The organism is Alteriqipengyuania halimionae, from assembly GCF_009827575.1.
GTDB lineage: Bacteria > Pseudomonadota > Alphaproteobacteria > Sphingomonadales > Sphingomonadaceae > Alteriqipengyuania_A > Alteriqipengyuania_A halimionae.
On sequence record NZ_WTYR01000001.1, the window covers coordinates 1289909 to 1311961 of the forward strand.

The 22053-nt window shown below is 62.7% G+C and carries 17 protein-coding genes; 7 read left to right on the forward strand and 10 right to left on the reverse strand.

Annotated features, from left to right (window positions below):
* Positions 1–35: 35 nt before the first annotated feature.
* Together GRI68_RS06345 and GRI68_RS06350 are read left to right on the forward strand one after the other, a co-directional pair.
* Positions 36–1256, forward strand: a complete 1221-nt coding sequence (locus tag GRI68_RS06345) for an NADP-dependent isocitrate dehydrogenase (RefSeq protein ID WP_160616466.1) — start codon at positions 36–38, stop codon at positions 1254–1256.
* A gap of 147 nt (positions 1257–1403) precedes the next feature.
* The gene (locus GRI68_RS06350; protein ID WP_160617871.1) at positions 1404–3059 is read left to right on the forward strand and encodes a carbon-nitrogen hydrolase family protein; all 1656 of its coding nucleotides are present in this window, start codon (positions 1404–1406) and stop codon (positions 3057–3059) included.
* A gap of 3 nt (positions 3060–3062) precedes the next feature.
* Here GRI68_RS06350 and GRI68_RS06355 read toward each other — a convergent pair whose 3' ends face one another.
* Positions 3063–4331: an FAD-dependent oxidoreductase gene (locus GRI68_RS06355; protein ID WP_234028727.1), complete on the reverse strand. Its 1269-nt coding sequence runs from the start codon at positions 4329–4331 to the stop codon at positions 3063–3065.
* A gap of 4 nt (positions 4332–4335) precedes the next feature.
* Here GRI68_RS06355 and GRI68_RS06360 point away from each other — a divergent pair, with 4 nt between their 5' ends.
* Both GRI68_RS06360 and GRI68_RS06365 read left to right on the forward strand, forming a co-directional pair.
* Positions 4336–6111, forward strand: coding sequence for a cation:proton antiporter domain-containing protein (locus tag GRI68_RS06360; RefSeq protein ID WP_160616467.1), 1776 nt, complete (start codon positions 4336–4338; stop codon positions 6109–6111).
* A 51-nt stretch (positions 6112–6162) separates the two neighbouring features.
* Positions 6163–6354: a hypothetical protein gene (locus GRI68_RS06365; RefSeq protein ID WP_160616468.1), complete on the forward strand. Its 192-nt coding sequence runs from the start codon at positions 6163–6165 to the stop codon at positions 6352–6354.
* Between the two features lie 21 nt (positions 6355–6375).
* On the opposite strand, the gene alaS is transcribed toward GRI68_RS06365, so the two are convergent.
* The 9 genes from alaS to dapA all read right to left on the reverse strand — a co-directional run bounded on the left by alaS (position 6376) and on the right by dapA (position 19009).
* Positions 6376–9036 carry an alanine--tRNA ligase gene (alaS, locus tag GRI68_RS06370; RefSeq protein ID WP_160616469.1) on the reverse strand — a complete coding sequence of 887 codons (2661 nt, stop codon included), beginning with the start codon at positions 9034–9036 and terminating at the stop codon, positions 6376–6378.
* A 68-nt stretch (positions 9037–9104) separates the two neighbouring features.
* Entirely contained in the window at positions 9105–9920 is an 816-nt protein-coding gene (locus tag GRI68_RS06375) for a class I SAM-dependent methyltransferase (protein ID WP_160616470.1), read from the reverse strand.
* Between the two features lie 118 nt (positions 9921–10038).
* On the reverse strand, positions 10039–11112 hold the full coding sequence (gene recA, locus GRI68_RS06380; protein ID WP_160616471.1) for a recombinase RecA: 1074 nt from the start codon (positions 11110–11112) through the stop codon (positions 10039–10041).
* Positions 11113–11263: 151 nt separating this feature from the next.
* Entirely contained in the window at positions 11264–12895 is a 1632-nt protein-coding gene (locus GRI68_RS06385) for a DUF4139 domain-containing protein (protein WP_160616472.1), read from the reverse strand.
* A gap of 10 nt (positions 12896–12905) precedes the next feature.
* Positions 12906–14402, reverse strand: coding sequence for a DUF4139 domain-containing protein (locus GRI68_RS06390; protein ID WP_160616473.1), 1497 nt, complete (start codon positions 14400–14402; stop codon positions 12906–12908).
* 97 nt (positions 14403–14499) lie between these two features.
* Positions 14500–16899 (reverse strand): ATP-binding protein, encoded by a 2400-nt coding sequence (locus GRI68_RS06395; protein WP_160616474.1) that lies wholly within the window; start codon positions 16897–16899, stop codon positions 14500–14502.
* 32 nt (positions 16900–16931) lie between these two features.
* Complete coding sequence (locus GRI68_RS06400) at positions 16932–17408, reverse strand: DUF2062 domain-containing protein (protein ID WP_325063767.1); 477 nt, start codon at positions 17406–17408, stop codon at positions 16932–16934.
* A gap of 208 nt (positions 17409–17616) precedes the next feature.
* Positions 17617–18099, reverse strand: a complete 483-nt coding sequence (gene smpB / locus GRI68_RS06405; protein WP_160616476.1) for an SsrA-binding protein SmpB — start codon at positions 18097–18099, stop codon at positions 17617–17619.
* Between the two features lie 28 nt (positions 18100–18127).
* On the reverse strand, positions 18128–19009 hold the full coding sequence (gene dapA / locus GRI68_RS06410; protein WP_160616477.1) for a 4-hydroxy-tetrahydrodipicolinate synthase: 882 nt from the start codon (positions 19007–19009) through the stop codon (positions 18128–18130).
* 76 nt (positions 19010–19085) lie between these two features.
* On the opposite strand from dapA, the gene GRI68_RS06415 reads away from it, so the two are divergent.
* From GRI68_RS06415 to GRI68_RS06425, 3 genes are all read left to right on the forward strand, one after another.
* The gene (locus GRI68_RS06415) at positions 19086–21059 is read left to right on the forward strand and encodes a lytic transglycosylase domain-containing protein (protein WP_234028728.1); all 1974 of its coding nucleotides are present in this window, start codon (positions 19086–19088) and stop codon (positions 21057–21059) included.
* Positions 21060–21069: 10 nt separating this feature from the next.
* Positions 21070–21567, forward strand: a complete 498-nt coding sequence (locus GRI68_RS06420; protein ID WP_160616478.1) for a GreA/GreB family elongation factor — start codon at positions 21070–21072, stop codon at positions 21565–21567.
* Positions 21568–21635: 68 nt separating this feature from the next.
* On the forward strand, positions 21636–22052 hold the full coding sequence (locus GRI68_RS06425; RefSeq protein ID WP_325063768.1) for an invasion associated locus B family protein: 417 nt from the start codon (positions 21636–21638) through the stop codon (positions 22050–22052).
* The last annotated feature ends 1 nt before the right edge of the window (position 22053 follow it).

Genomic DNA, 22053 nt, shown 5'->3' on the forward strand with positions numbered 1-22053 from the left:
CAACCGAAAACAAACTCCAGACAGACAGGATCAAAATGGCCAAGATCAAGGTAGCGAACCCGATCGTCGAACTCGATGGCGACGAGATGACGAAGATCATCTGGGAATGGATCCGCGAACGCCTCATCCTCCCCTATCTCGACGTCGACCTGAAGTATTACGATCTCTCAATCCAGAGCCGCGACGAAACCGACGACCAGATCACTGTCGATGCCGCGAATGCGATCAAGGAACATGGCGTTGGCGTCAAATGCGCCACCATCACCCCTGACGAAGCCCGCGTCGAGGAATTCAGCCTCAAGAAGATGTGGGTCAGCCCGAACGGCACGATCCGCAATATCCTCGGTGGCGTTGTCTTCCGCGAACCGATCGTGATCGACAACGTGCCGCGCCTGGTGCCGGGCTGGACCGATCCGATCGTCGTCGGCCGTCACGCCTTTGGCGACCAGTATCGCGCCAAGGACACGCTGATCCCGGGCCCGGGCAAGCTGCGCCTCGTCTTCGACGGCGAAGACGGCGAGACGATCGACATCGACGTGTTCGAGTTCGAATCGAGCGGCGTCGCGATGGCAATGTACAACCTCGACGATTCGATCCGCGATTTTGCCCGCGCCTCGATGAACTACGGCCTCGACCGTGGATGGCCGGTCTATCTTTCGACCAAGAACACCATCCTCAAGAAGTATGACGGCCGCTTCAAGGACCTGTTCCAGGAAGTGTTCGACAACGAATTCAAGGACAAGTTCGCCGAAGCCGGCATCACCTACGAACACCGCCTGATCGACGACATGGTCGCATCCGCACTCAAGTGGAACGGCAAGTTCGTCTGGGCTTGTAAGAACTACGACGGCGACGTTCAGTCGGACACCGTGGCCCAGGGCTTCGGCTCGCTCGGCCTGATGACCTCGGTCCTGATGACGCCCGATGGCAAGACCGTGGAAGCCGAAGCAGCGCACGGCACCGTGACCCGTCACTATCGCCAGCACCAAGAAGGCAAGGCGACCAGCACCAACCCGATCGCCAGCATCTTCGCCTGGACGCGCGGCCTCATGTATCGCGGCAAGTTCGACAACACGCCCGATGTCGTGAAGTTCGCCGAAACGCTCGAGCGCGTTTGCATCGAGACGGTCGAAAAGGGCAACATGACGAAGGATTTGGCGCTGCTGATCGGCCCGGACCAGAACTGGATGACGACCGAACAGTTCTTCGAAGCGATCGTCACGAACCTCGAGGCCGAAATGGCCAACTTGGGCTGACCCAGGCTCGCTCCGTTCTTGCGAGCGGAGACAGGATCAAGGGCGCGGCGTCTGCGGGCACCGCGCCCTTTGCTTTTGAAGCAGGCTTGCAGCATGGACAGCGCAAGCGACCGCGCGCGCCTGCGCAATGACAAGACGAGAGACTCGATGGCCAAGCAACCGGCAAAAAAACGTACGACCCGCCGTAAGGGCGCCGAGAAATTCGGCCAGAAACGCCTCGAAGTTCGCAATGCGCGGATCAAGGATATCCGGGGCATCGCGGACCTTGTCCGGCGCGTCTACGAGGACATGCCCGCCTACACGCACGGTGAAATCCGCGGACAGATCAACAATTTTCCCGAGGGATGCTTCGTTGCGCTGCTCGATGAGGAAGTGGTTGGCTATTGCGCCACCATGCAGCTGGCCGAGGCGCTCGCCTTTCAGCCGCATGATTGGGACGAGATCACCGGCAACGGCTATGGCAGCCGCCACGATCCGACCGGCGACTGGCTTTATGGCTACGAGATGTGCGTGGACCCCAAGGTCCGCGGCGTGCGCATCGGCCGCCGGCTTTACGAGGAACGTCGTGCTCTCGCAGAAGATCGCGACCTGACAGGGATCGTGTTCGCCGGGCGGATGCCACATTATCGGCGCAACCGGCGCAAGGTCGACAGTCCGCAGGATTATCTCGACCAGGTCGTCGCCGGTAAGCTGCACGATCCGGTCCTCCGCTTCCAGCTCGCCAACGGGTTCGAACCTGAGCGCGTGATGGAAAACTACCTGCCCGAGGACAAGGCATCGGCCGCCAACGCCGTAATGATGGTGTGGCGCAACCCCTATGTCGAGCGCGATCAGCCCGTGAAGATGCGCCTGCCGCGCGGGGTGGAATCGGTGCGCGTGGCGACCTGTCAGCTGCAGGCACGTGCTGTCGCCGATTACGACGAATTTTTGCGTACGGTGAAATATTTCGTCGATGTCGCAAGCGATTACGAGAGCGACTTCATCCTGTTTCCCGAGCTTTTCACGCTGATGCTGTTGAGCTTCGAGGAAAAGGAACTCTCTCCCGTCGAGGCGATCGAACGGCTGTCCGAATACACGCCGCGCCTGCGCAGCGACATTTCCGATATGGCGATGAAGTACAACATCAACATCATCGCCGGATCGCACCCCACGCGCATGGACGATGGCGACATCCACAACATCGCCTATGTCTGCCTGCGCGACGGATCGGTCCATGCCCAAGAGAAGATTCACCCTACCCCCAACGAGCGCTATTGGTGGAACATCAAGGGCGGCGACAGCGTGGAGGTGATCCAGACCGATTGCGGCCCGATCGGCGTCCAAATCTGCTACGACAGCGAATTCCCCGAGCTATCGCGCCGCCTGGCCGACGAAGGTGCGCGGATCATCTTCGTACCTTTCTGCACTGACAGCCGCCAAGGCTATCTGCGTGTGCGCTATTGTGGTCAGGCCCGTGCGATCGAGAACCAGTGCTTCGTCGTCCTCAGCGGCAATGTGGGCAATCTGCCGAACGTTGCGAACATGGACATACAGTATGCGCAAAGCTGCATCCTGACGCCGTGCGACTTTCCGTTCGCGCGTGACGGCATTGCGGCCGAGGCGACCGAGAATGTCGAGACCCTGACGATCAGCGACATCAACCTTGCCGATCTCAGCTGGGCGCGCGCCGAAGGCACGGTCCGCAACCTCGCCGACCGCCGCTTCGACCTTTATCGAATCGAATGGGACGAGGACGGCAAGCATCCAGGAAAACCGCGTCCGCGGCGCGAACCGCTCGGCCCGACCGGCCCCGGCGGGGGTTAGGCGTCAGGCAGCCTTCCCGGCAAATGCATCGGGGCTCTCGATCCGCTGAGGGTCGAACCCCATGCCGATCACCCGGCCCGGAACGCGCCGGAGCAGAGGCACCGCATCGAGCAAGCGCAGCGGAAAGGCCGGCCTGCGGATCGGCGCCGTACGCTCGAGCACGGGTTCGATCACGCGATCCTGCGCGAGCTTCTGCATTCGTTGCATCCTTACGACAGAGCGCCAGCGCGCTGCCTGCACGTTTTCGAGGAGCGGATCGGCATTGTCTCCGCGCGCAAGCGGTGCCGCAAGGATATTCGCCATCGCTACGGCGTCCTGTACCGCCACATTGATACCCACCCCACCGATGGGGCTCATCGCGTGCGCGGCGTCCCCTATCGCCAATAGCCCGGGACGATGCCAGCGTGTGAGCCGGTCGAGCGATACTTCGAGCGTCTTGACCTCGTCCCAGCTCTCCAATGCGGACACCGAGGGTTCGAGCTCGGGCACAAGATCGACAATTCCACGCCGGAACATCTCCAGGCTGTCGGATCGCACGGCGTCGGATCCGCCCTTCGGCACCAGGAACGCGCATTGGTAGTAATCGCCGCGATCGATCAGGATCAGCATCCGGCCAGCAGCGACGCTGCCGAACGTTTCGCCGTCGTCCAACGCATCGGGTTTCGTCAGGCGGAACCAGAGAACGTCCATCGGTGCCCCCAGCGTCTCCAGCGGTAGCTCGGCCGCATCGCGCAGGATCGAGCGACGCCCGTCGGCCGCGATGGTCAGCTTTGCTTCGATCCGCCCGCCATCGGCGAGTTCGACGCCGGAAATACGGCCGTCGGCATCGGTTGTGACACCGACGGCCTCGGTCTCCATCCGCAGTTCGAAACCGGGATAACCTGCCGCGCGCCGCGCCAGCAGGTCGAGCAGATCCCATTGCGGCATCATCGCGATGAACGGCGCAGGTACGGACAGGTGGCGAAAATCGGCGAGCGTCAGTGTGCTGTCCGCCACACGAAGCGAGACTTGCTCGATATGCCCGCGCTCGAGCTTCAACACATCGTCGAGGAAGCCAAGCTGTTCAAACAGTGCCAGCGTCGACGGGTGCACGGTATCGCCGCGAAAATCGCGCAGGAAATCGGCGTGCTTCTCGATGACTGTCACTCGCACGCCGGCTCGCGCCAGCAACAATCCGGCCATCATGCCCGCTGGGCCGCCGCCGGTTACCAAAACATCCACGCGTTCGTGCAACATGATCGTGACATTAGCGCGATCCCCGAATACGTCCATGATTATGGCCGAAGCCAATTTCGCCTCCCCCGCCCTGAATGACGCGCTGGTGATCCTCGGCGCGGCCGGAATCGTGATTCCGGTCTTCTCGCGGTTGCGCGTTTCACCGGTGATCGGGTTCATTCTGGTGGGCGTCCTCGTCGGCCCCTACGGGCTCGGTGCGCTGGCCTTCGACACGAAATGGCTCGATTTCGTCACCATATCCGACCCGGACCGGCTCGAACCATTTGCCGAGCTGGGCATCATCCTGTTGCTGTTCTCGATCGGGCTCGAACTTTCGTTCGCTCGCCTATGGGCCTTGCGCAAGCTGGTGTTCGGCCTCGGTTCGCTCGAACTGTTGATCGGTGGCGGGATCATGGCCGCTGCGCTGGCAATGATCGGACAATATTGGAGCGGCGCGATCGCGCTGGGCCTCGCCCTGGCGATGTCGTCCACAGCCCTGTGCCTCCCCATCGCCGGCACGAAAACGCCGGTGGGCCGCGCCGCGTTGTCGATGCTTTTGTTCGAGGATATCGCGCTCGTCCCGATCATCTTCCTGCTCGGCGTTCTCGGACCGGCTGCGGCGGCAGAAGACGGCGCCTCGGTGGTCACCCTGCTGTGGCAGGGCGCAGCCATGATCGCGGTGCTCATGGTTGGCGGGCGGTTCCTGCTGCCACGACTCTTCGCGCAAGCGGCACGCACCAAACTGCCAGAAAACTTCCTCGCCGCCACTCTCCTGGTGGTGATCGCGTCGGCTCTCGCGACTGCGGCGGTGGGGCTCTCCCCTATCGTCGGTGCACTCATCGCCGGCATTCTGATCGCCGAAACCGAGTATCATGGGGAGGTCGAAAGCATCACCGAGCCCTTCAAGGGCCTTGCGCTGGGCATCTTCCTGCTGACCATCGGCATGGGCATCGACTTACGTGTGCTCGGCGAGATCATCGGCGCCGTGCTAATCGCCGTCGTCCTGGTCCTCACTTTCAAGGCGGTGCTCACGGGCCTGCTCCTGCGGACCATGGGCGCGCGCCGTAGCACCGCGGCGGAGACCGGCATCCTGATGGCCAGCCCGTCGGAAACCACGCTGATCGTTCTCGCGGCTGCCACGAGTGCGCAGCTTATCCAGCCCGGCACGGCACAATTCTGGCAGGTCGTTTGCGCCATAGGCCTCACGATCACGCCCCTCCTGGCAAGGCTCGGCCGGGTCGTGGCACGACGAATCGAAACGCCCGAATCGCTCGATCGGCTGCCAGGCGCGGTTGACGACGATGCTCCGCGCACGATCATTGTCGGTTTCGGCCGCGTCGGGCGGCTCGTCGCCGACATGCTCAGGACGCACGATCAGCCCTATGTGGCGATCGATGCCGATGCCGACGTGATCGCCGCAGCGCGCGCCAACGGGTATGCGGCCGTGTTCGCCGATGCGATCCGCGGCGATGCGCTCGACCGGTTGGGAATCGATCGCGCACCAGCGCTGATCCTCACCATGGACGAACCGGTCCTGGCGCAGCGGATGGTGCGCAAATTCCGCAAGGATCACCCGCAACTGCCGATCATCGCCCGTGCGCGAGACGAAGAGCATTCGATCCTGCTGTACAAGGCGGGGGCGAGCCATGCCGTGCCCGAGACGCTCGAAAGTTCGCTTCAACTGTCCGAGGCGGTGCTTGTCGACCTGGGTGTCGCGATGGGACCCGTCATCGCCTCGATCCATGAAAAGCGGGACGAACTGCGCGAGCAGATCATGCGCGAGGGCGAACTCGAAACGAAGCCGAAGCTACGTTCAAGCACCCTGCAATCGGAGTGAAACACGGACCTAATCCTGTCCCCGCCCGTTGGTAAGGCAAAGGAGAGAAACATGTCCGGACAGAAAGACCCGACCAAACCGACGCCGAACGACGAGAAGTTCAAGCCACAGAACGTGGCCGATCCTCAATCGACGGTCGAACCGCCGAGCCGCGATGCCGACAAGCCCGCCAATAGTGGCGGGAAGGACATCCCTGCTGGCTCGCAAAGCGCGATTGGCGACAAGAGCCGCAATCGAACCTGACGACCGTTAATTGTAACATGTTTAGCCGCCGATCGCCTGACGCACCGCGTCGAGCGCTTCGGCGGCTTTTCCGCCATCGGGCCCACCGCCTTGCGCCATATCGGCGCGGCCGCCGCCGCCCTTGCCACCAAGCTTTTCTACGCCTGCGCGAACGAGCGCGACTGCATCGAAACGCTCTGCCAAATCGTCGGTGACTGCAACGGCGAACGCCGCCCGGCCATCATTGACCGCGACAACAGCCGCAATCCCTGATCCGAGCCGCGCCTTTTCGCCATCGAGAAGCGGTCGCAATTCCTTCGGGTTCAATCCCTCGATCACCTTGCCACTGAATGCCACCCCGGCGATCTCTTCATCGACCGGTGCATCGGCTTTGGCACCACCGCCCGAAAGGGCGAGTTCGCGCTTGGCATCGGCAAGTTCGCGTTCGAGTGTCTTGCGTTCGTCGACCAGCGCGGCAACGCGCGCTTCGACCTCGTCCGGCGCAGTTTTGAGCGTCGATGCAATCGTCTTGAGCGCTTCCTCGCGCCGCACCAACCACTGGCGTGCAGCCTCGCCTGTCAGCGCTTCGATCCGGCGGACTCCCGAACTGACCGCGCCTTCGGACACGATACGAAACAGGCCGATGTCGCCCGTCGCATCGACGTGCGTGCCGCCGCACAGCTCGACCGAATAGTTGCGGCCCGAGCCCTGCCAATCCGACCGGCCCATCGACAACACGCGCACTTCGTCGCCGTATTTCTCGCCGAACAGCGCCAGAGCACCCGCCTCGACCGCCTCGTCGGTGCTCATCAACCGCGTACCGACCGCTTCGTTGTGCCGGATCTCGGCGTTCACTTCGGCTTCCACATCGGCGATTTCTTCGTCGGTCAACGGCTTGGGGTGCGAGAAGTCGAACCGGAAGCGGTCGGGCGAAACAAGCGATCCCTTTTGCGTGATGTGATCGCCCAGGCGATTGCGCAAGGCGGCGTGTACCAAGTGCGTGGCAGAATGATTCGCGCGGATCGCATCGCGCCGCTCACCATCGACTTCGAGCCGCACTTCATCACCCTTCGCGACCTCGCCCTCACGAATGACGGCATGATGGGCATGGAGCCGGCCGAGCGGTTTGCTGGTGGCTTCGACCTCTGCCTTCAGCCCCCGAGCCGACGTAACACTTCCCGCATCGCCGGTCTGGCCGCCGCTTTCGCCGTAGAACGGCGTCTGGTTCGTGAGGATAATGACCTCGTCACCCATCGCGGCCCCCTCCACCTCGACACCGTCCTTGACGATCGCCACGACCTGGCCCTCGCCCACAGTGGCGGAATAACCGGTGAATTCAGTCGCCCCATCGCGCTCGGCGATGTCGAACCACACTTCGCTGTCTGCAGCCTGGCCCGAGCCCTTCCACGCAGCGCGCGCTGCGTCTTTCTGGCGTTCCATCGCGCTTTCGAAGCCCGCGCGGTCCACACCGATGTCGCGCGAACGCAGCGCATCTTCCGTGAGGTCATAAGGGAAGCCATAGGTGTCGTAGAGCTTGAACGCCGTTTCGCCCGGCAACTCGTCGCCCTCGCCCAGTTCGGTGGTGGCTTCGTCGAGGAGTTTCAAACCCTTGTCGAGCGTTTTGCGGAATTGCGTTTCCTCGCGCTCGAGTGTTTCGGCGATCAGCGCCTGCGCGCGAGGCAATTCGGGATAGGCCTGGCCCATCTCGGTGACGAGCGCGGGTAGCAGGCGGTGCATCAGCGGCTCGCTTGCCCCCAGCAGGTGCGCATGCCGCATGGCGCGGCGCATGATCCGGCGCAGCACGTAGCCCCGCCCTTCATTCGACGGCAGCACGCCGTCGGCAATAAGGAAACTCGTCGAGCGCAGGTGATCGGCAATGACGCGATGGCTTGCCTGCTGATCGCCGTCGGCTTTCACTCCGGTCAGGCTCTCGGAGGCGCCGATCAGGGCCTTGAACGTGTCGGTATCGTAATTGTCGTGCACGCCTTGCATCACGGCAGCGATCCGCTCGATCCCCATGCCGGTGTCGATCGAGGGGCTCGGCAAAGCGCCGTCGATCTCGCCGCCCGACTGAAGAAACTGCATGAACACGAGGTTCCAGATCTCCACGAAGCGATCGCCGTCCTCGTCGGGCGATCCCGGAGGGCCACCGAAAATGTGGTCGCCGTGATCCCAGAAAATTTCCGAACACGGGCCGCAGGGTCCATCTTCGCCCATCGCCCAGAAATTGTCCTTCGTGGCGATATCGATGATGCGCTCGTCAGGAAGGCCCGAAATCCGTCGCCACAGCGAGCGCGCCTCGTCATCGGTGTGATAGACGGTGACGGTCAGACGGTCCTTGGCGAGGCCCCATTCCTTGGTCAGCAACGTCCAGGCATGCTCGATCGCCTGTTCCTTGAAATAGTCGCCGAACGAGAAATTGCCGAGCATCTCGAAAAAAGTGTGGTGCCGCGCGGTGTAGCCGACATTGTCGAGATCGTTGTGCTTGCCGCCGGCGCGCACGCATTTCTGCGCCGACGTCGCGCGCGGCGCAGGTGGAGTCTCCAGACCGGTGAACACGTTCTTGAACTGCACCATGCCCGCATTCACGAACATCAGCGTGGGATCGTTGTACGGCACGAGCGGCGCGGACGGACGCACCGCGTGATCGGCCTGCGCGAAATAGTCGAGGAAGGACTGCCGGATTTCGTTGGTCGAGTGCATGGGTGCCAGTTAGAATGCGTATGCCCAAGCGGCAAGCAGATAGGCGATAGCTTTGCCCAGAGGAGCGATCAGGCCTTGGCCGTAACGACCCAGGCGGCCGCCGGCAGCGCTACGATATCGCCTTCGGCCTTGCTCGCCACCCAGTCGCGCAATCGCATCATCGCCGCCGCGCGGTCAGCCCCTTCGCACTGGGCAATCGCGCGCGCGGCAGGGCCGATCCGGGTGAAGAATCTGGTGGCGTCTTCCACCGCTCGTTCACCGGCTCCGGCAACGAAGGCGAAATCGACCTCGCGATGCGTGACATCGCGCCATCCGGCAGCGGCGAGCACGGCGGCCACCGCGAGTCGGTCGGCAAATGCGAAAGGCCCCGGCTCCGAAAGTGCGCCTTGCTGGGACCGCCCGAACAGCGCACCGGCTTCGCTGGCCCAGGGGTTGAGATCGGGCTCACGGAAGCAACTGAAACACAGCGCCGCGTTTTCAATCGCCCCGCGATGCAGATTGGTGAAGGCCGCGACCGGGTCGGAAAAGAACATCACGCCATGCCGCGATACGATGAGGTCAGGCACGAATTCGCCCGCGCGCCAATCCGATGCGTCGGCAACGCGGAATTCGACATTGGGATGGTTTGCACCGCGCTCGCGTGCAACGGCCACGAGGTCGCTTGATATATCGAGCCCGAGCACCTGGGCCGGATCGCGCTCCCGCCCGAGCGCAACCGACAATTCACCCGCTCCGCAACCGATATCGACGATCCGTCGACCGGGCAGTCTGCTGATGTCGTGCAGCAATTCCTCGGTAAGTCCAGCGAGTGCACGATCGGTTGCCGCGTGGTTCTCCGCCCAGCTTGCACCAACCCTGCCCGACCAATCGGCTCCGTTTGTCATACCTCATGGGTAGCGCAATACGCACGGCTGACAAGATGGCGTGGCGCAACCAATTAAAACGGCCGGCGCAGCACATGCTACGCCGGCCGTTAGCCTTGATGATCGGAACGCGACCGGATTATTTCGCGTCGTCATCCTCCGCGTCGGGACCGGTCATCATTTCTTCGGCGACTTCATCTTCCTTGCCGCGGATCGCGGCTTCGAGCTTCGCGCAGACTTCGGGATTTTCCTTGAGGAAATCCTTGGCGTTCTCACGGCCCTGGCCGATGCGAATACTGTCATACGAGAACCAGGCGCCCGATTTCTCGACGATGCCGGCTTTTACCCCGAGATCGAGGATTTCGCCGATCTTGGAAATACCCTCGCCATACATGATGTCGAATTCGACCTGCTTGAACGGCGGCGCGACCTTGTTCTTGACCACCTTCACGCGGGTGGAGTTGCCGACCACTTCATCGCGTTGCTTGATCTGTCCGGTGCGGCGGATGTCGAGGCGAACGGATGCGTAGAACTTGAGCGCGTTGCCGCCGGTGGTGGTTTCCGGATTGCCGTACATCACGCCGATCTTCATGCGCAGCTGGTTGATGAAGATCACCATGCACTTGGAGCGGTTGATCGAACCCGTGAGCTTGCGCAGGCTCTGGCTCATCAGTCGGGCCTGCAAGCCGACATGGCTATCGCCCATCTCGCCTTCGATCTCGGCGCGGGGCACCAGAGCTGCGACCGAATCGACCACCAGAACGTCGATCGCGTTAGAGCGCACCAGCGTATCGGTGATCTCGAGCGCCTGTTCGCCGGTATCGGGCTGCGACACGATCAGTTCGTCGATGTCGACGCCCAGCTTCTTGGCATAGACGGGATCGAGCGCGTGTTCGGCATCGACGAAAGCGGCGGTTCCACCGTTCTTCTGCGCTTCGGCGATGACATGCAGCGCCAGCGTCGTCTTGCCCGAGCTTTCGGGCCCGTAAACTTCGATCACGCGGCCCTTGGGCAGGCCGCCGATGCCGAGCGCGATATCGAGGCCGAGCGATCCGGTGGAAATCGATTCGACATTCATCGCCTCGCGCGAGCCGAGCTTCATCGCCGACCCCTTGCCGAAGGCACGGTCGATCTGGGCGAGAGCGGCGTCGAGCGCCTTTTGACGGTCCACGTTGGTTTCCTTTTCCACGAGCTTCAAATTCGTACCTGCCATGACACGGCCTCCGTCGGTTCGCTAGGGTCGTTCCAATTCCTTCAACGAGAACCTGTGTACCCATTTTGTTCCATGAGAACAAGAGCAGAACAGAATTTTGTTGGATTCTGCGGAAAACCGAGGAAAAGTCTGGCTTGCGCCACCCTACCTTTTATTGGGCAACGGGCCGTACACGCCAATCGGCAGCTTTCGCCGCGTTGGCCGGCACGACAATCTCGACGACTCGCTGGCCGTCCTCGATCGTCTCGGGGACACCGTCAAACAGCCACTGCGAGGGAGAACCCAGTTTGATCCGCACCGTCACTGCGAAGGGATTGGCGTTGGTCAGCGTCGCTTCCATCGTCGTCCAGCCCGCCTCCTTGCGCCCGGGATCCATTGCCCCCTTGGACGCACACAGCGCGAAAACCTGCGGGCTTGCTCCGATCTCGATATCGACGTCCTGCCCCGATGCGTAGTCGCGCAAGGTCTGCTGACCGACGAGCAATTCTCCGTCGGGGCCACGCTCGAAGATCATGATTTGGCCTGTCGGCAAGGCCACGCCCAGTCCGCTCGCCTTGTCGTTGACCGTCTCGAGTTGCATGGCCGCCGATTGCGCCGGTTGTTCGCGCCACATCCACGGCGAGCATTCGACTTCGTAGGCGATACGCCCGTCGATCTCCTCTTCGCGCAGGAAGGCGACCTGTTTGAGGCTTTTCGCCTTCACATCGACTTCGAACGGCACGCGGTAGAGCTTGAGATCGCCAAGGTTCTCCTCGCCGGCCACGGGCGGAGGCGGCGGCGGCGGTGGCGGCGGGGGCGGCGCAGGCGCAGCCATTGCATAGGCATCTTCCCGGCTGACCCGTGAGCCGGTGACCACGATCGCGCGATCCGCCAATTCATCCTCGTATCGCGGGATCGGCGATCCCGCTGCGGTGCTCCCGATCGGGTAGCACTCCAACCGGAGCGGCTTGCCGCGCGGGGGCGACGCCAGGCGACGGAAATCGCTGACGACATTGAGCTTTCCGGCCACCGCCATCAACTCGGCGCGTTCAAAGCTCTGGCCGTTGTCATTGAGGATCGTAAGCCAACTGGTGAGACCGAAGCGCAGGTTTTCCTGATCGCCAGCCTCGTCGACACTGGCGACATAGCTCGCTTCCCAGTCGAATCCCCAGGAAAGGTATGTGAGGGTGATCTCATAGGTCCCACCCCGCGGATCGCGCGTGTCGATCGAGAACACCGGCTTTGCGGAGAGGCCATCGGGCACGCGGTCGAAGGTGAGCTTTTCGGGAAGCCCCGAACAACGCACCGCTTCGTATCCCGTCTGCGTTTCGAGAACCAAACCGCCATCGGCGCGGGTGCGGACGATTGCCTGCTCGCTTTCCGCACGCCCCGTGCCAGGATTGGTGCGGGTGATCGTCACGCGATTGCCCAGAGTGCCGTCGACCAGCGCGGCCGGGCTCAACAGATCAGCATTGCGGTTCTTTTCGATCGTGCCACCGGGCAGCCCGGTGACAATTGCCGAAACCGCAATCATTCCTTCTGATACGCCCAAGAAACGGATGCGCGATTCGCCGGGTGACAGGGTGACGGTCCGCGTCTCGGAGATCATCGCGAAGCCCTGGGGGAAACGCCGGTTCATCGTCTGCCCGATGCGACGATTCGGATCGCGATAGACGGTCACGGCGACGTCGGTCGGCTCGGACGCCTCGATCACCTCGCGGCCCTGCGCGTGGACTGAAGGCGCAAACGCCGACGCTATCGCCGCCGCAATGCAGACCGTGCCGATGGGAGGGGGGAGCCGCACGGCGCGTCCCCTAGAACTTGGTCTCGTAGGTTACGCGCATGACTCGCTCTCCATTGGCCGGCACTGTTACGCGATAGACGCGCCGGTCGGCATTGACCTGCTCGCCCTCGACATCTTCCGACACGACGCGGAAATCGCGCGCCCACCAATATCGATCAAGACCGACCTGGTGCATCACCACGGTGACCGGCTCGGGGCGGGCATTGGTGAAGGTGTAGCGCATCGTCGTGCGATAATAGTCGATCTCGCGATCGACCTGGACTTCGCGCACGATCTCGTCGTCTTCGAGCACGCGATAGCGCGCGGTCCGCTCGTACTCTCCGCTCGAAATCGTCTCGCGCTTCTCGACCTCGGCCTTCATGAACACATCGAAGGCGTCGCCCGTCGTCAGAGACAGCGTGCTGCCCATCGGCGTGTGGCCGATCCGATTCTCACCGATATATTGCGGATTGCCTTGGGCATCGCGCTGGTAGAACCGCACGGTGCCCGCCGGCAGCGCATCGCCCAACCCGCCATCGCGGCTCGAGCTGAAGCTGATTGCAGTCGCGGCGGGGCGGAAATCGTCATCCGATTGCAGCCAGCCTGCACCGACCGAATAGACTTTTTGCGCAGGCACACCCTGCGCATCGAGAAAGCTCACCTGCTTGGTCTGTGCATTGGCGATCGTCGTACGCTCGTCGAGCGGGTAGAGATAGAAGTCACCAAGCCGTTCGCGATCGGCGGTTTCGGTGCCGGGGCGCACCATGTCACGCCGCGTGCGCTGCTGCACGCTGCGGGAGGGGTTACCCGCCACGAGCAACGTATCGGCATCGTGAAAGGTGGTGCCGGTATTGTTGGTCAGCGTCACCCAGCCCTGCATGTCGATCGCGCCGGTGTTCTCGTCATAGAGCGCGACGTAGTCCGCATCCCAGCCCAGTCCCGGCGTCAGATAGCGGATCGAAGCAGGCCGTCGGCCCGAACGATTGCTTTCCAGCGTCACCGACAGCGTAGGACGCGCACGAAGGTTTGGCGGGACCTCGTCGAAAACCACACGGACCGGCAAGCCATCGTCGCGCAGAACTTCGATGCGGTTTCCGAACCGCACCACGACACCGCCGGCGGTGGACAGCACTTCGGCACGCTCGCGCACTTCCTGACCGGTCGCAGGATTGGTACGGATGAGCGTGACCGTCTGCCCGATCGCCTTTTCCATCAGCTTGCTGGGCGTAAGCAGGTCGAAATCGAAATTCTGCTCGACGATCGCAGTGCCTTCGGCAGAGAAACTGAGGGTTTCCGGCCGGATCTGCGCCGACACGTCGGGGAATTCGATCCGGCTGCGACCGTTGCGGATATCGAGCTGCCGCACATCCTGCACCAGAGCATTACCGTCCTGATAGATCGTCACCGCGATATCGCCCTGTGCCGTAGCGGCAGTCGGATCGGATGCGTCGCTTTGCTGGGCAAAACTGGAAACCGGCATTGCCGCTGTCGCGGCGAGCAGGACGGCGAACGAAGTGCGAATGGTCATGCAGTCAGTCCCTCCCTGAAATCAGGTTATGGACCATGATTGCACCATGAGATCGCAATAGGGAAGCCTTTGCGATGCCTCGCCGGCTTCTTGCGCGTCAGCCGTTGCCGCCTTTCGATCCGCCAAGCACCTTTGCGACCTTGTCGGCGATCTGCGCGACCGAGAACGGTTTAGGCAGGAAGTGCATATCCTCGATGTCGATTTCCCGGCGCAACTGTTCCTCGGCATAGCCCGACATGAACAAGATGGGCAGATCGGGGCGCTTCTCGCGGATCGCGCGTGCCATGGCCGGGCCATCCATCACCGGCATGACCACATCGGATACGATGAGATCGAACTCTTCGCCGCGCTGCACGTATTCGAGACCTTCTTCACCATCCGAGGCGGTCACGACCTCGTATCCCTGCCTCGACAGTGCGCGCTCGGCGACCGCGCGCACTGGATCTTCGTCCTCGACCAGCAGCAGTTTTCCTCCCCCGGCCCATTCGCGCTGCGGAGCGGCTGGCTTGTCGGCTTCTTCGCGCCGTCGCTTGGCATCGGGGCTCTCGTGAAAGACTGGCAGATAGACAGAGAAGGTTGTCCCCTTGCCCATTTCGCTGTCGGCAAAAATGAAACCGCCCGATTGCTTGACGATGCCGTAGACCGTCGAAAGGCCTAGGCCGGTCCCCTTCCCCTGCTCCTTGGTGGTGAAGAATGGTTCGAAGATCTTCCCGATCTTGTCTGGCGGTATGCCGGTGCCGGTGTCGGAAACGACCAGCACGGTGTAATCGCCAGCGGGCACGATCTCGCTCCGCATTGCGCGAATGTCGGCGGCGGTCACGCGTTTGGTCGCAATTCGCAATTCGCCGCGGCCTTCCCCCTTCGCCTGCACTGCATCGCGCGCATTGACCGCGAGGTTCACGATCACCTGCTCGAGCTGCGAGGGGTCCGCCCGCACCCGGCCGAGATTGCGATCATGGGTTACCTGCAGCCGGATTTTTTCGCCGATCAGCCGCTTCAGCATCTGCGAAACTTCGCTCACTACGTCAGGCAGTTGGAGCACTTCGGGCCGCAAGGTCTGCTGTCGCGAGAAGGCCAGCAATTGCCGTGTGAGCGAAGCCGCGCGGTTCGAGTTGGCGCGGATTTGCTGGATGTCATCATAATCGCTGTCGCCCGGTGTGTGGCGCAGCAGCATGAGGTCGCAGATTCCGAGTATGGCCGTCAGCACATTGTTGAAATCGTGTGCGACACCGCCCGCAAGCTGACCGACGGCCTGCATCTTGGTTGCCTGGGCGATCTGGCGTTTGAGACGCTTTTCTTCGCTGTTGTCGTTGAGGCCGAGCAGCACGGCTGCATTTCCTAGCCCGCGCACACCGGCAAGATTGAGCGAGACCGGCTCTTCGGGCTGGATCGACAGCCGAACCGCGACATCGCCACTGGTTGCTGGCCCTTGCGCAAATCGCCGCACGGCATTCGAAAGCGCGCCCTTGTCTTCCTGCACAACGAGGTCGGACGGATAGGGCGGAGGCGCTTCTCCATCGCGCCCGGCAGCGCGCATGAAGGCAGGATTGGCAAACAACAGCAATCCGTCGCGATCGGCCATCGCGAGGCCGAGCGGCAATTGCGCGAGCAGCGCCTCGAGATTGGGCACGGCAGTGGCGAGATCGCCCGACCCGCCGCCCAGCCCTATGCCGCTATCAACCAGCAACATGAGCGAGGGATGCGAATCTCCCGCATCGTTGCCGGCCCGGTCGGGATCGGCGATCGGGAGATAATACATCGTGATCGGCGCGCCGTTCTTGCCATCGCGAGCATAGCTGATCCGGTCATCCTCGTCCTGACGCAGGAACGAGACGAACTCTTGATGCGCCATGTCGCTTTCGGGCTCGCCGGTGGCGCGCAGGGCAAAGCCGCTGCTCGCAGCGACGATGTACCCATCGGGCTCGACGATCGCGGAGACGATGCCTGCCTGGTCTAGCGCACGCCCCAGCTTGCCGGTCACGGCCTCGACCGCAGCGCGCGTGAGATCGGGCGACACCTGTCGACGGAACCGCCAAATCAGGTAGTCGCCTGCGCGCCCCGCACGCTCCAAAGTTGCGGCCCAGATCTCGCCTTCTGCACGCACCGTGCCGGCGTCGGCCCGTCCGTCGCGCCAGGCATCGCGTGAACCACGCATCAGTGCATCTAGCGAGGTCTGATCGGCATCGATGTGTGGCGGAGCCTTGGTGATCCCGAAATTATCGGCAAAGGTCGCATTGGCGCATGTGAGCCGGCCCGCGCGATCGGTGATCGCAATCGCCATGTCGCTGCGATCCATCGCCGTTACGGTGACCGACCAATCGGGCGTCGCGATGCTGTCGATTGTCTCGCTCGCCTTATCACGAAGCATCAACCAGCCAGCACCGCCCAGAACTGCCACCGCTCCCAGATAGCTCAGCACCGCCACTGCGCTGTCGGTCGCAAGCCAAAGCGCCAGCGCGCTCAGCAACAGTCCCACCGCGACGACAATCGAAACCATCGCCGATGGGCGCGAGGTAATCGCGAGGGGTGTCACTCGACGCCTCTGCGCACGGCCAGCGTCCGGCGGCGGCGGCGATTGACCATGTTGTTCCAGATGAAGGACGAGGCGAAATAGCCGATCGCGGCACTGACGATGGCAATCACCGCCAGCCCGACGACCATTCCCGGTGCAGCGTCGGAAGCGAGCCAGGTGAACCATTCGCCGATTGTCGCGCTCGAATTGTAGAGTTCCTCGAACGCGCTGAGATTGCTCTTGAAGCCAAGCGCGCCACCCACTTCGAGCGCAGCCGCCAAAATGAGCGGTGTGGTGAGCGGGTTGGACAGGAACGTCGCCGCAGCCGCGAGCGGGATATGCCCGCGGATCGGCACACACATCAGCGCAGCACCGATCATCTGCACGCCCGGAATCAACGCAAATATTCCGACCAGAAGCCCGGCGGCGATCCCGCGCGGGACCGAGCGTCGTGTCAGTCGCCAAAGTTCCGGGCGGCGCGCCGCAAATCCCACCCAACGATTCTCTTCGAAGGACTCGCGCGAAGGGCTATTGCGCTTGAGCCAACGATTAAACCGGGATGACATGGTGGAAGCGGACATTCTCTTGTTATTAGCGCGAGAACCGCTTGCTGTCGCGCCGGTCCCGTTAAAATTTCAATGGTGCTCGACAGACCGTTCTTCAAGTGTCCTGGTCTGACATCCGCCGCGCGGAGGAATCGCCTCAGCCCTTTTCGCGCATCAGCCTGGCCTTGTCGCGCTTCCAGTCGCGATCCTTGACCGTCTGGCGCTTGTCGTGGGCCTGCTTGCCCTTGGCGAGCCCGAGTTCGACCTTGGCCCGCCCACGCGAATTGAAATAGACGTTCAAGGGAATGAGCGTCATGCCCTTGCGCTCGACTGCGCCGAGCATTCGTTCGATTTCGCGCGAATGGAGCAGCAGCTTGCGCGGACGTCGCGGCTCGTGATTATTGCGATTGCCATGGCTGAACTCGGGGACATTGGCGTTAATGAGCCAGACTTCCCCGTCGCGCACTTCGGCATAGCTTTCGCGGATCGAGCCTTCGCCCCCGCGCAGCGCCTTCACCTCGGTCCCCTGCAAGGCGATCCCCGCCTCGAAGGTGTCCTCGATATGATAATCGAACTTCGCGCGCCGATTGTCGGCGACGATCTTCTGCTTGTCGAAAGTCTTGGGTGTAGGACGTGCCATGAAGGGCGATCTAGGAAGACTTGGCCGGTTACACCAGCCCCGCATGCTCCAGCGCATCGTCGACCGCCTTGCGCGCAGCCTCGCTCGCAGCGCAGATCGGCAGCCTCACCTCGTCGGTCAGCCAGGCATGCACGCGGCTGAGTGCATATTTCGCTGGTGCCGGGCTGGCATCGGAGAACATCGCGTAATGGAGCGGGAACAACCGGTCGTTGAGCTCGCGCGCCTTGACCAGATCGTTGGCCGCAATGGCTTCGTGGAATTCGGCGCAGAGCGCCGGCGCGACATTGGCCGATACCGAGATACAGCCCGACCCGCCCGCAGCCGAATGGGGCAGCCACAATTCGTCATTGCCCGATAGCTGGCAGAAATCGCTGCTCAGACCCATGCGATGGTCGGCTACGCGCGAAAGGTCACCGCTGGCATCCTTGATCGCCACAATCCGGTCCGGGAACTTGCTGACCAGTTCGACCACGGTCTCATCCTCGATGTCGGTGACCGTGCGGCTCGGCACGTTATAAAGCACAATTGGCAGGTCGCTGTTTTCGGCTAGGAAACTGAAATGCGCGATCAACCCGGCCTGGCTCGGCCGATTGTAATAGGGTGCGACGCACAGTCCTGCCGCTGCGCCTGCCTTCCTCGCAAACCCCATGTGGAGCAGCGCGTTGCGCGTGTCGTTGCTTCCGCACCCTGCGATCACCGGAACCCGCCCGGCGGCTTGTTCGACGCAGATTTCGACCACGCGATGATGCTCTGCATTGGAAAGCGTGGAGGCTTCGCCGGTGGTTCCGCAGGGCACGAGACCCTTGCTCCCGTTCTCGATCTGCCAGTCGATCAGCCGGCGATAGGCGTCTTCATCGACCTTGCCGTCCTTGAACGGTGTCACAAGTGCTGGAATCGAACCGGAAAACATTACAATACCTCGTCACATCGCGGAAACCGCGCGGGTGGTCGCGCGTTCAGGGTGCGATAAGGAGGGAAACACTATCATGTCCAGCATGATCAAACGCATCTTGCTTGCCACCGCCGCCCTGCCTCTTGCCATCGCAGGAGGTGCGGCCAATGCGCAGCAAGCCGATAGCTGGGATCAGATGCGTGAGCGTGTCGAGAGGCAGCAGCCCGGGCTGATGGCCCAAGTGCTCCAGCAATGGAAGCAACTGACGTCGAGCTCGGCCTACGATTTCGAGACCTATGCCGGTTTCATCGAGCGCAATCGAGGCCTGCCGCAGCAGGATTCTCTCCAGCGCAAGGCCGAACAGGCGCTCGATCGACAAGCCGCGACCGCGCAGCGCCTAGTGCAATTCCACGACGGGTTCCCGCCGATCACCAACACGGCCAAGGCACGCTATGCCATGGCGCTCGGCCAGCTTGGCCGTGACGACGCTTTCCGCTGGGCGCGCGAAGCCTGGCGCGGCGGAGACATGAACGCCGTTACCGAAGCCTATTTCGCCGGCTTGTTCGGATCGCGCCTTTCGGCCGAAGACCACAACGCGCGTATGGATGCCCTCTTGTGGCAGCGCAGCGCCGAAGCAGCCGCGCGCCAGATCAGCTTTGTTTCGCCGGAGAAACGTGACATTTACATGGCGCGCCTCGCGATCATTCAGGGACAGGATCCTGCTTCGATCGGGCTCAACGTGCCGGCGGAGGCGCGCAGCGATCCCGGATATCTCTACAATCAAGCGCGTCAGTGGCGGCGCAGTGGTCAGCAGTCGGCTGCTATCAGCCTTCTGGTCAATGCTCCGACCATGTCGGCCCCTGCGCTCGATGGCGAATTGTGGCTGGCCGAAACGCTCGAAGTTGCACGCGACGGAGGCCCTTCCTCCGCTTACCGCATCGCGAGCAAGGTGGACCAAGCCTTTGCGCCCGGTGCCGACATCAGCGACATGAGCTACCCGATCCGCGACGATTACACTTCGCTGGTCTGGCTCGGGGGAACCAGTGCTCTTTGGCAGCTGGGCGACGCGTCCGGGGCTGCGCCGCTGTTCTATCGTTATGGTGCAGCCGCCAAAACCGCTCCGACCCGCTCGAAGGGATTCTACTGGGCCGGATACGCCGCCCAGCGCGCCGGCGACATGGCCGAGGCCGATCGCTATTATGAAATGGCCGCGCAATATCCGGAGATGTTCTACGGTCAGCTCGCGCTCGAGCGCCTTGGTCGCGAAATCCCCGCGCTTGAGCAGCCCGCGCCGGTCCAGCCAAGTGCGACCGAGCGCCAGGAGTTCAATGACAGCGTCCTTGTCAAGGCAGTGCGCGAAGCCGCGCGCGGCGGGCTCAACTGGCGCGACACCCGTTTCTTCCTCACCGAACTGGCGGACTCGGCCGATACCCCGGTCAAGGCGCAGATGGTGCTCGACCTGGCGCAGGAACTCGGCCGGCGCGACCTTGCCGTCCATCTGGGGGCCGCGACGCAAGGACACGGGGTGGAGGACTTTGAAGTCGTCGGATACCCCCGCCTCGACGTGCCCGAATTCTCCAACTGGACCATGGTCCATGCGATCTCGCGTCAGGAAAGCGAGTTTGCGACCAAGGCGCTCAGCCACGCCAACGCTTATGGGTTGATGCAGCTCATCCCCGGAACCGCGCAGGATACCGCGCGCAAGCTCGGCGTAACCTATTCGCGCGGCGCCTTACTCGAAGACCCGCAATACAATATGCGTCTGGGCGATGCCTATTTCGGCCAGCTCATGGATCGGTTCGACGGCAGCTACGTGCTCGCCCTGGTCGGCTACAATGCCGGTCCTGGTCGCGCGATCCAGTGGATCCGGTCCAATGGCGATCCGCGCAAAGGCGAGATTTCATGGGAAGACTGGATCGAGAGGATTCCGTTCTTCGAGACCAAGAACTACGTACAGCGCGTGCTCGGCAACGCCGTGACGTACGAGCATCTCTATCCCGACCAGTCGCGCTTCGGCGAACCGCGAGGGCCAAGTCGTTTTCTTGGACGCCCGACGCCGACACGCTAAGGCACTTCCTGTGAAACAGGACGGACACCCTATCACGCCGGCAGGACTGGCGGCGATGAAGGCACGCTACGATCATTTGCTCTCGAAGGAGCGGCCCGAAATCGTGGAAATCGTGAGCTGGGCGGCGGGCAATGGCGATCGCTCGGAGAACGGCGATTATCTCTACGGTCGCAAACGTATGCGCGAAATCGATCGCGAGCTGGCGCATCTCGCGCGGCGGATGAAAAATGCGCGCATCGTCGATCCCGCTCAGCAGCCCGATCCTAGCCGCGCCTTTTTCGGCGCGACCCTGATGCTCGCCGACGAAGACGACAAGGAGCGGATCGTGACACTCGTCGGAGACGATGAGCAGGATGCGAGTGCAGGCCGGATCGGATGGTCTAGTCCCCTCTCCCGCGCTTTGCGTGGAGCTTCTGTCGGCGATCTGCGCACGGTCCGCCTGCCCGGAGGCGAAATGGAATACGAAGTGCTCGCCATTGCCTATCCAGAGCGTGAGGGCGTGGCGTGAAGCGGCTCGCGATTTTGGCTGTGACCGCGTTGCTCGCAGCTCCCGCTATCGCCCGCGATAGCCTCGGCGTGTTCGATAATTGGGGTGCTTTCCGCGACCCGCGCCTCCCGCGTTGCTATGCTATCGCTGCCGCCGAACCTGCGCGCGGCGCGCAAACGTTCGAACCTTTCGCCAGTGTCGGCAGCTGGCCCGCGCGCGGTGTCCGCAACCAGGTTCACCTTCGCCTCTCGCGTAACATGAAAAAGAACGAGCCTATCCGCCTGCTTGTTGGCCGCGAGCGCTTTACCCTGGTGGGCGGATCTGGCGACGCATGGGCACAGGACAAGGCGATGGACGCCGCGATCGTTGCTGCGATGCGCTCTGCCGGAGCCATGCGGGTGAGCTTCATTGGCAAGGACGGCAAACGGATTTCAGATCGCTACGACCTCACCGGCGCAGCAACCGCGATCGACGCCGCCACGGTCGGCTGCGCGCGACGGCGCTAGC

Excerpts from the sequence above, each read along its gene's own strand:
- GRI68_RS06345 (WP_160616466.1), top strand. The coding sequence starts at position 36 with ATGGCCAAGATCAAGGTAGCGAACCCGATCGTCGAACTCGATGGCGAC.
- GRI68_RS06350 (WP_160617871.1), top strand. The coding sequence starts at position 1,404 with ATGGCCAAGCAACCGGCAAAAAAACGTACGACCCGCCGTAAGGGCGCC.
- GRI68_RS06355 (WP_234028727.1), bottom strand. The coding sequence starts at position 4,331 with ATGGACGTATTCGGGGATCGCGCTAATGTCACGATCATGTTGCACGAA.
- GRI68_RS06360 (WP_160616467.1), top strand. The coding sequence starts at position 4,336 with ATGGCCGAAGCCAATTTCGCCTCCCCCGCCCTGAATGACGCGCTGGTG.
- GRI68_RS06365 (WP_160616468.1), top strand. The coding sequence starts at position 6,163 with ATGTCCGGACAGAAAGACCCGACCAAACCGACGCCGAACGACGAGAAG.
- alaS (WP_160616469.1), bottom strand. The coding sequence starts at position 9,036 with ATGCACTCGACCAACGAAATCCGGCAGTCCTTCCTCGACTATTTCGCG.
- GRI68_RS06375 (WP_160616470.1), bottom strand. The coding sequence starts at position 9,920 with ATGACAAACGGAGCCGATTGGTCGGGCAGGGTTGGTGCAAGCTGGGCG.
- recA (WP_160616471.1), bottom strand. The coding sequence starts at position 11,112 with ATGGCAGGTACGAATTTGAAGCTCGTGGAAAAGGAAACCAACGTGGAC.
- GRI68_RS06390 (WP_160616473.1), bottom strand. The coding sequence starts at position 14,402 with ATGACCATTCGCACTTCGTTCGCCGTCCTGCTCGCCGCGACAGCGGCA.
- GRI68_RS06395 (WP_160616474.1), bottom strand. The coding sequence starts at position 16,899 with ATGGTTTCGATTGTCGTCGCGGTGGGACTGTTGCTGAGCGCGCTGGCG.
- smpB (WP_160616476.1), bottom strand. The coding sequence starts at position 18,099 with ATGGCACGTCCTACACCCAAGACTTTCGACAAGCAGAAGATCGTCGCC.
- dapA (WP_160616477.1), bottom strand. The coding sequence starts at position 19,009 with ATGTTTTCCGGTTCGATTCCAGCACTTGTGACACCGTTCAAGGACGGC.
- GRI68_RS06415 (WP_234028728.1), top strand. The coding sequence starts at position 19,086 with ATGTCCAGCATGATCAAACGCATCTTGCTTGCCACCGCCGCCCTGCCT.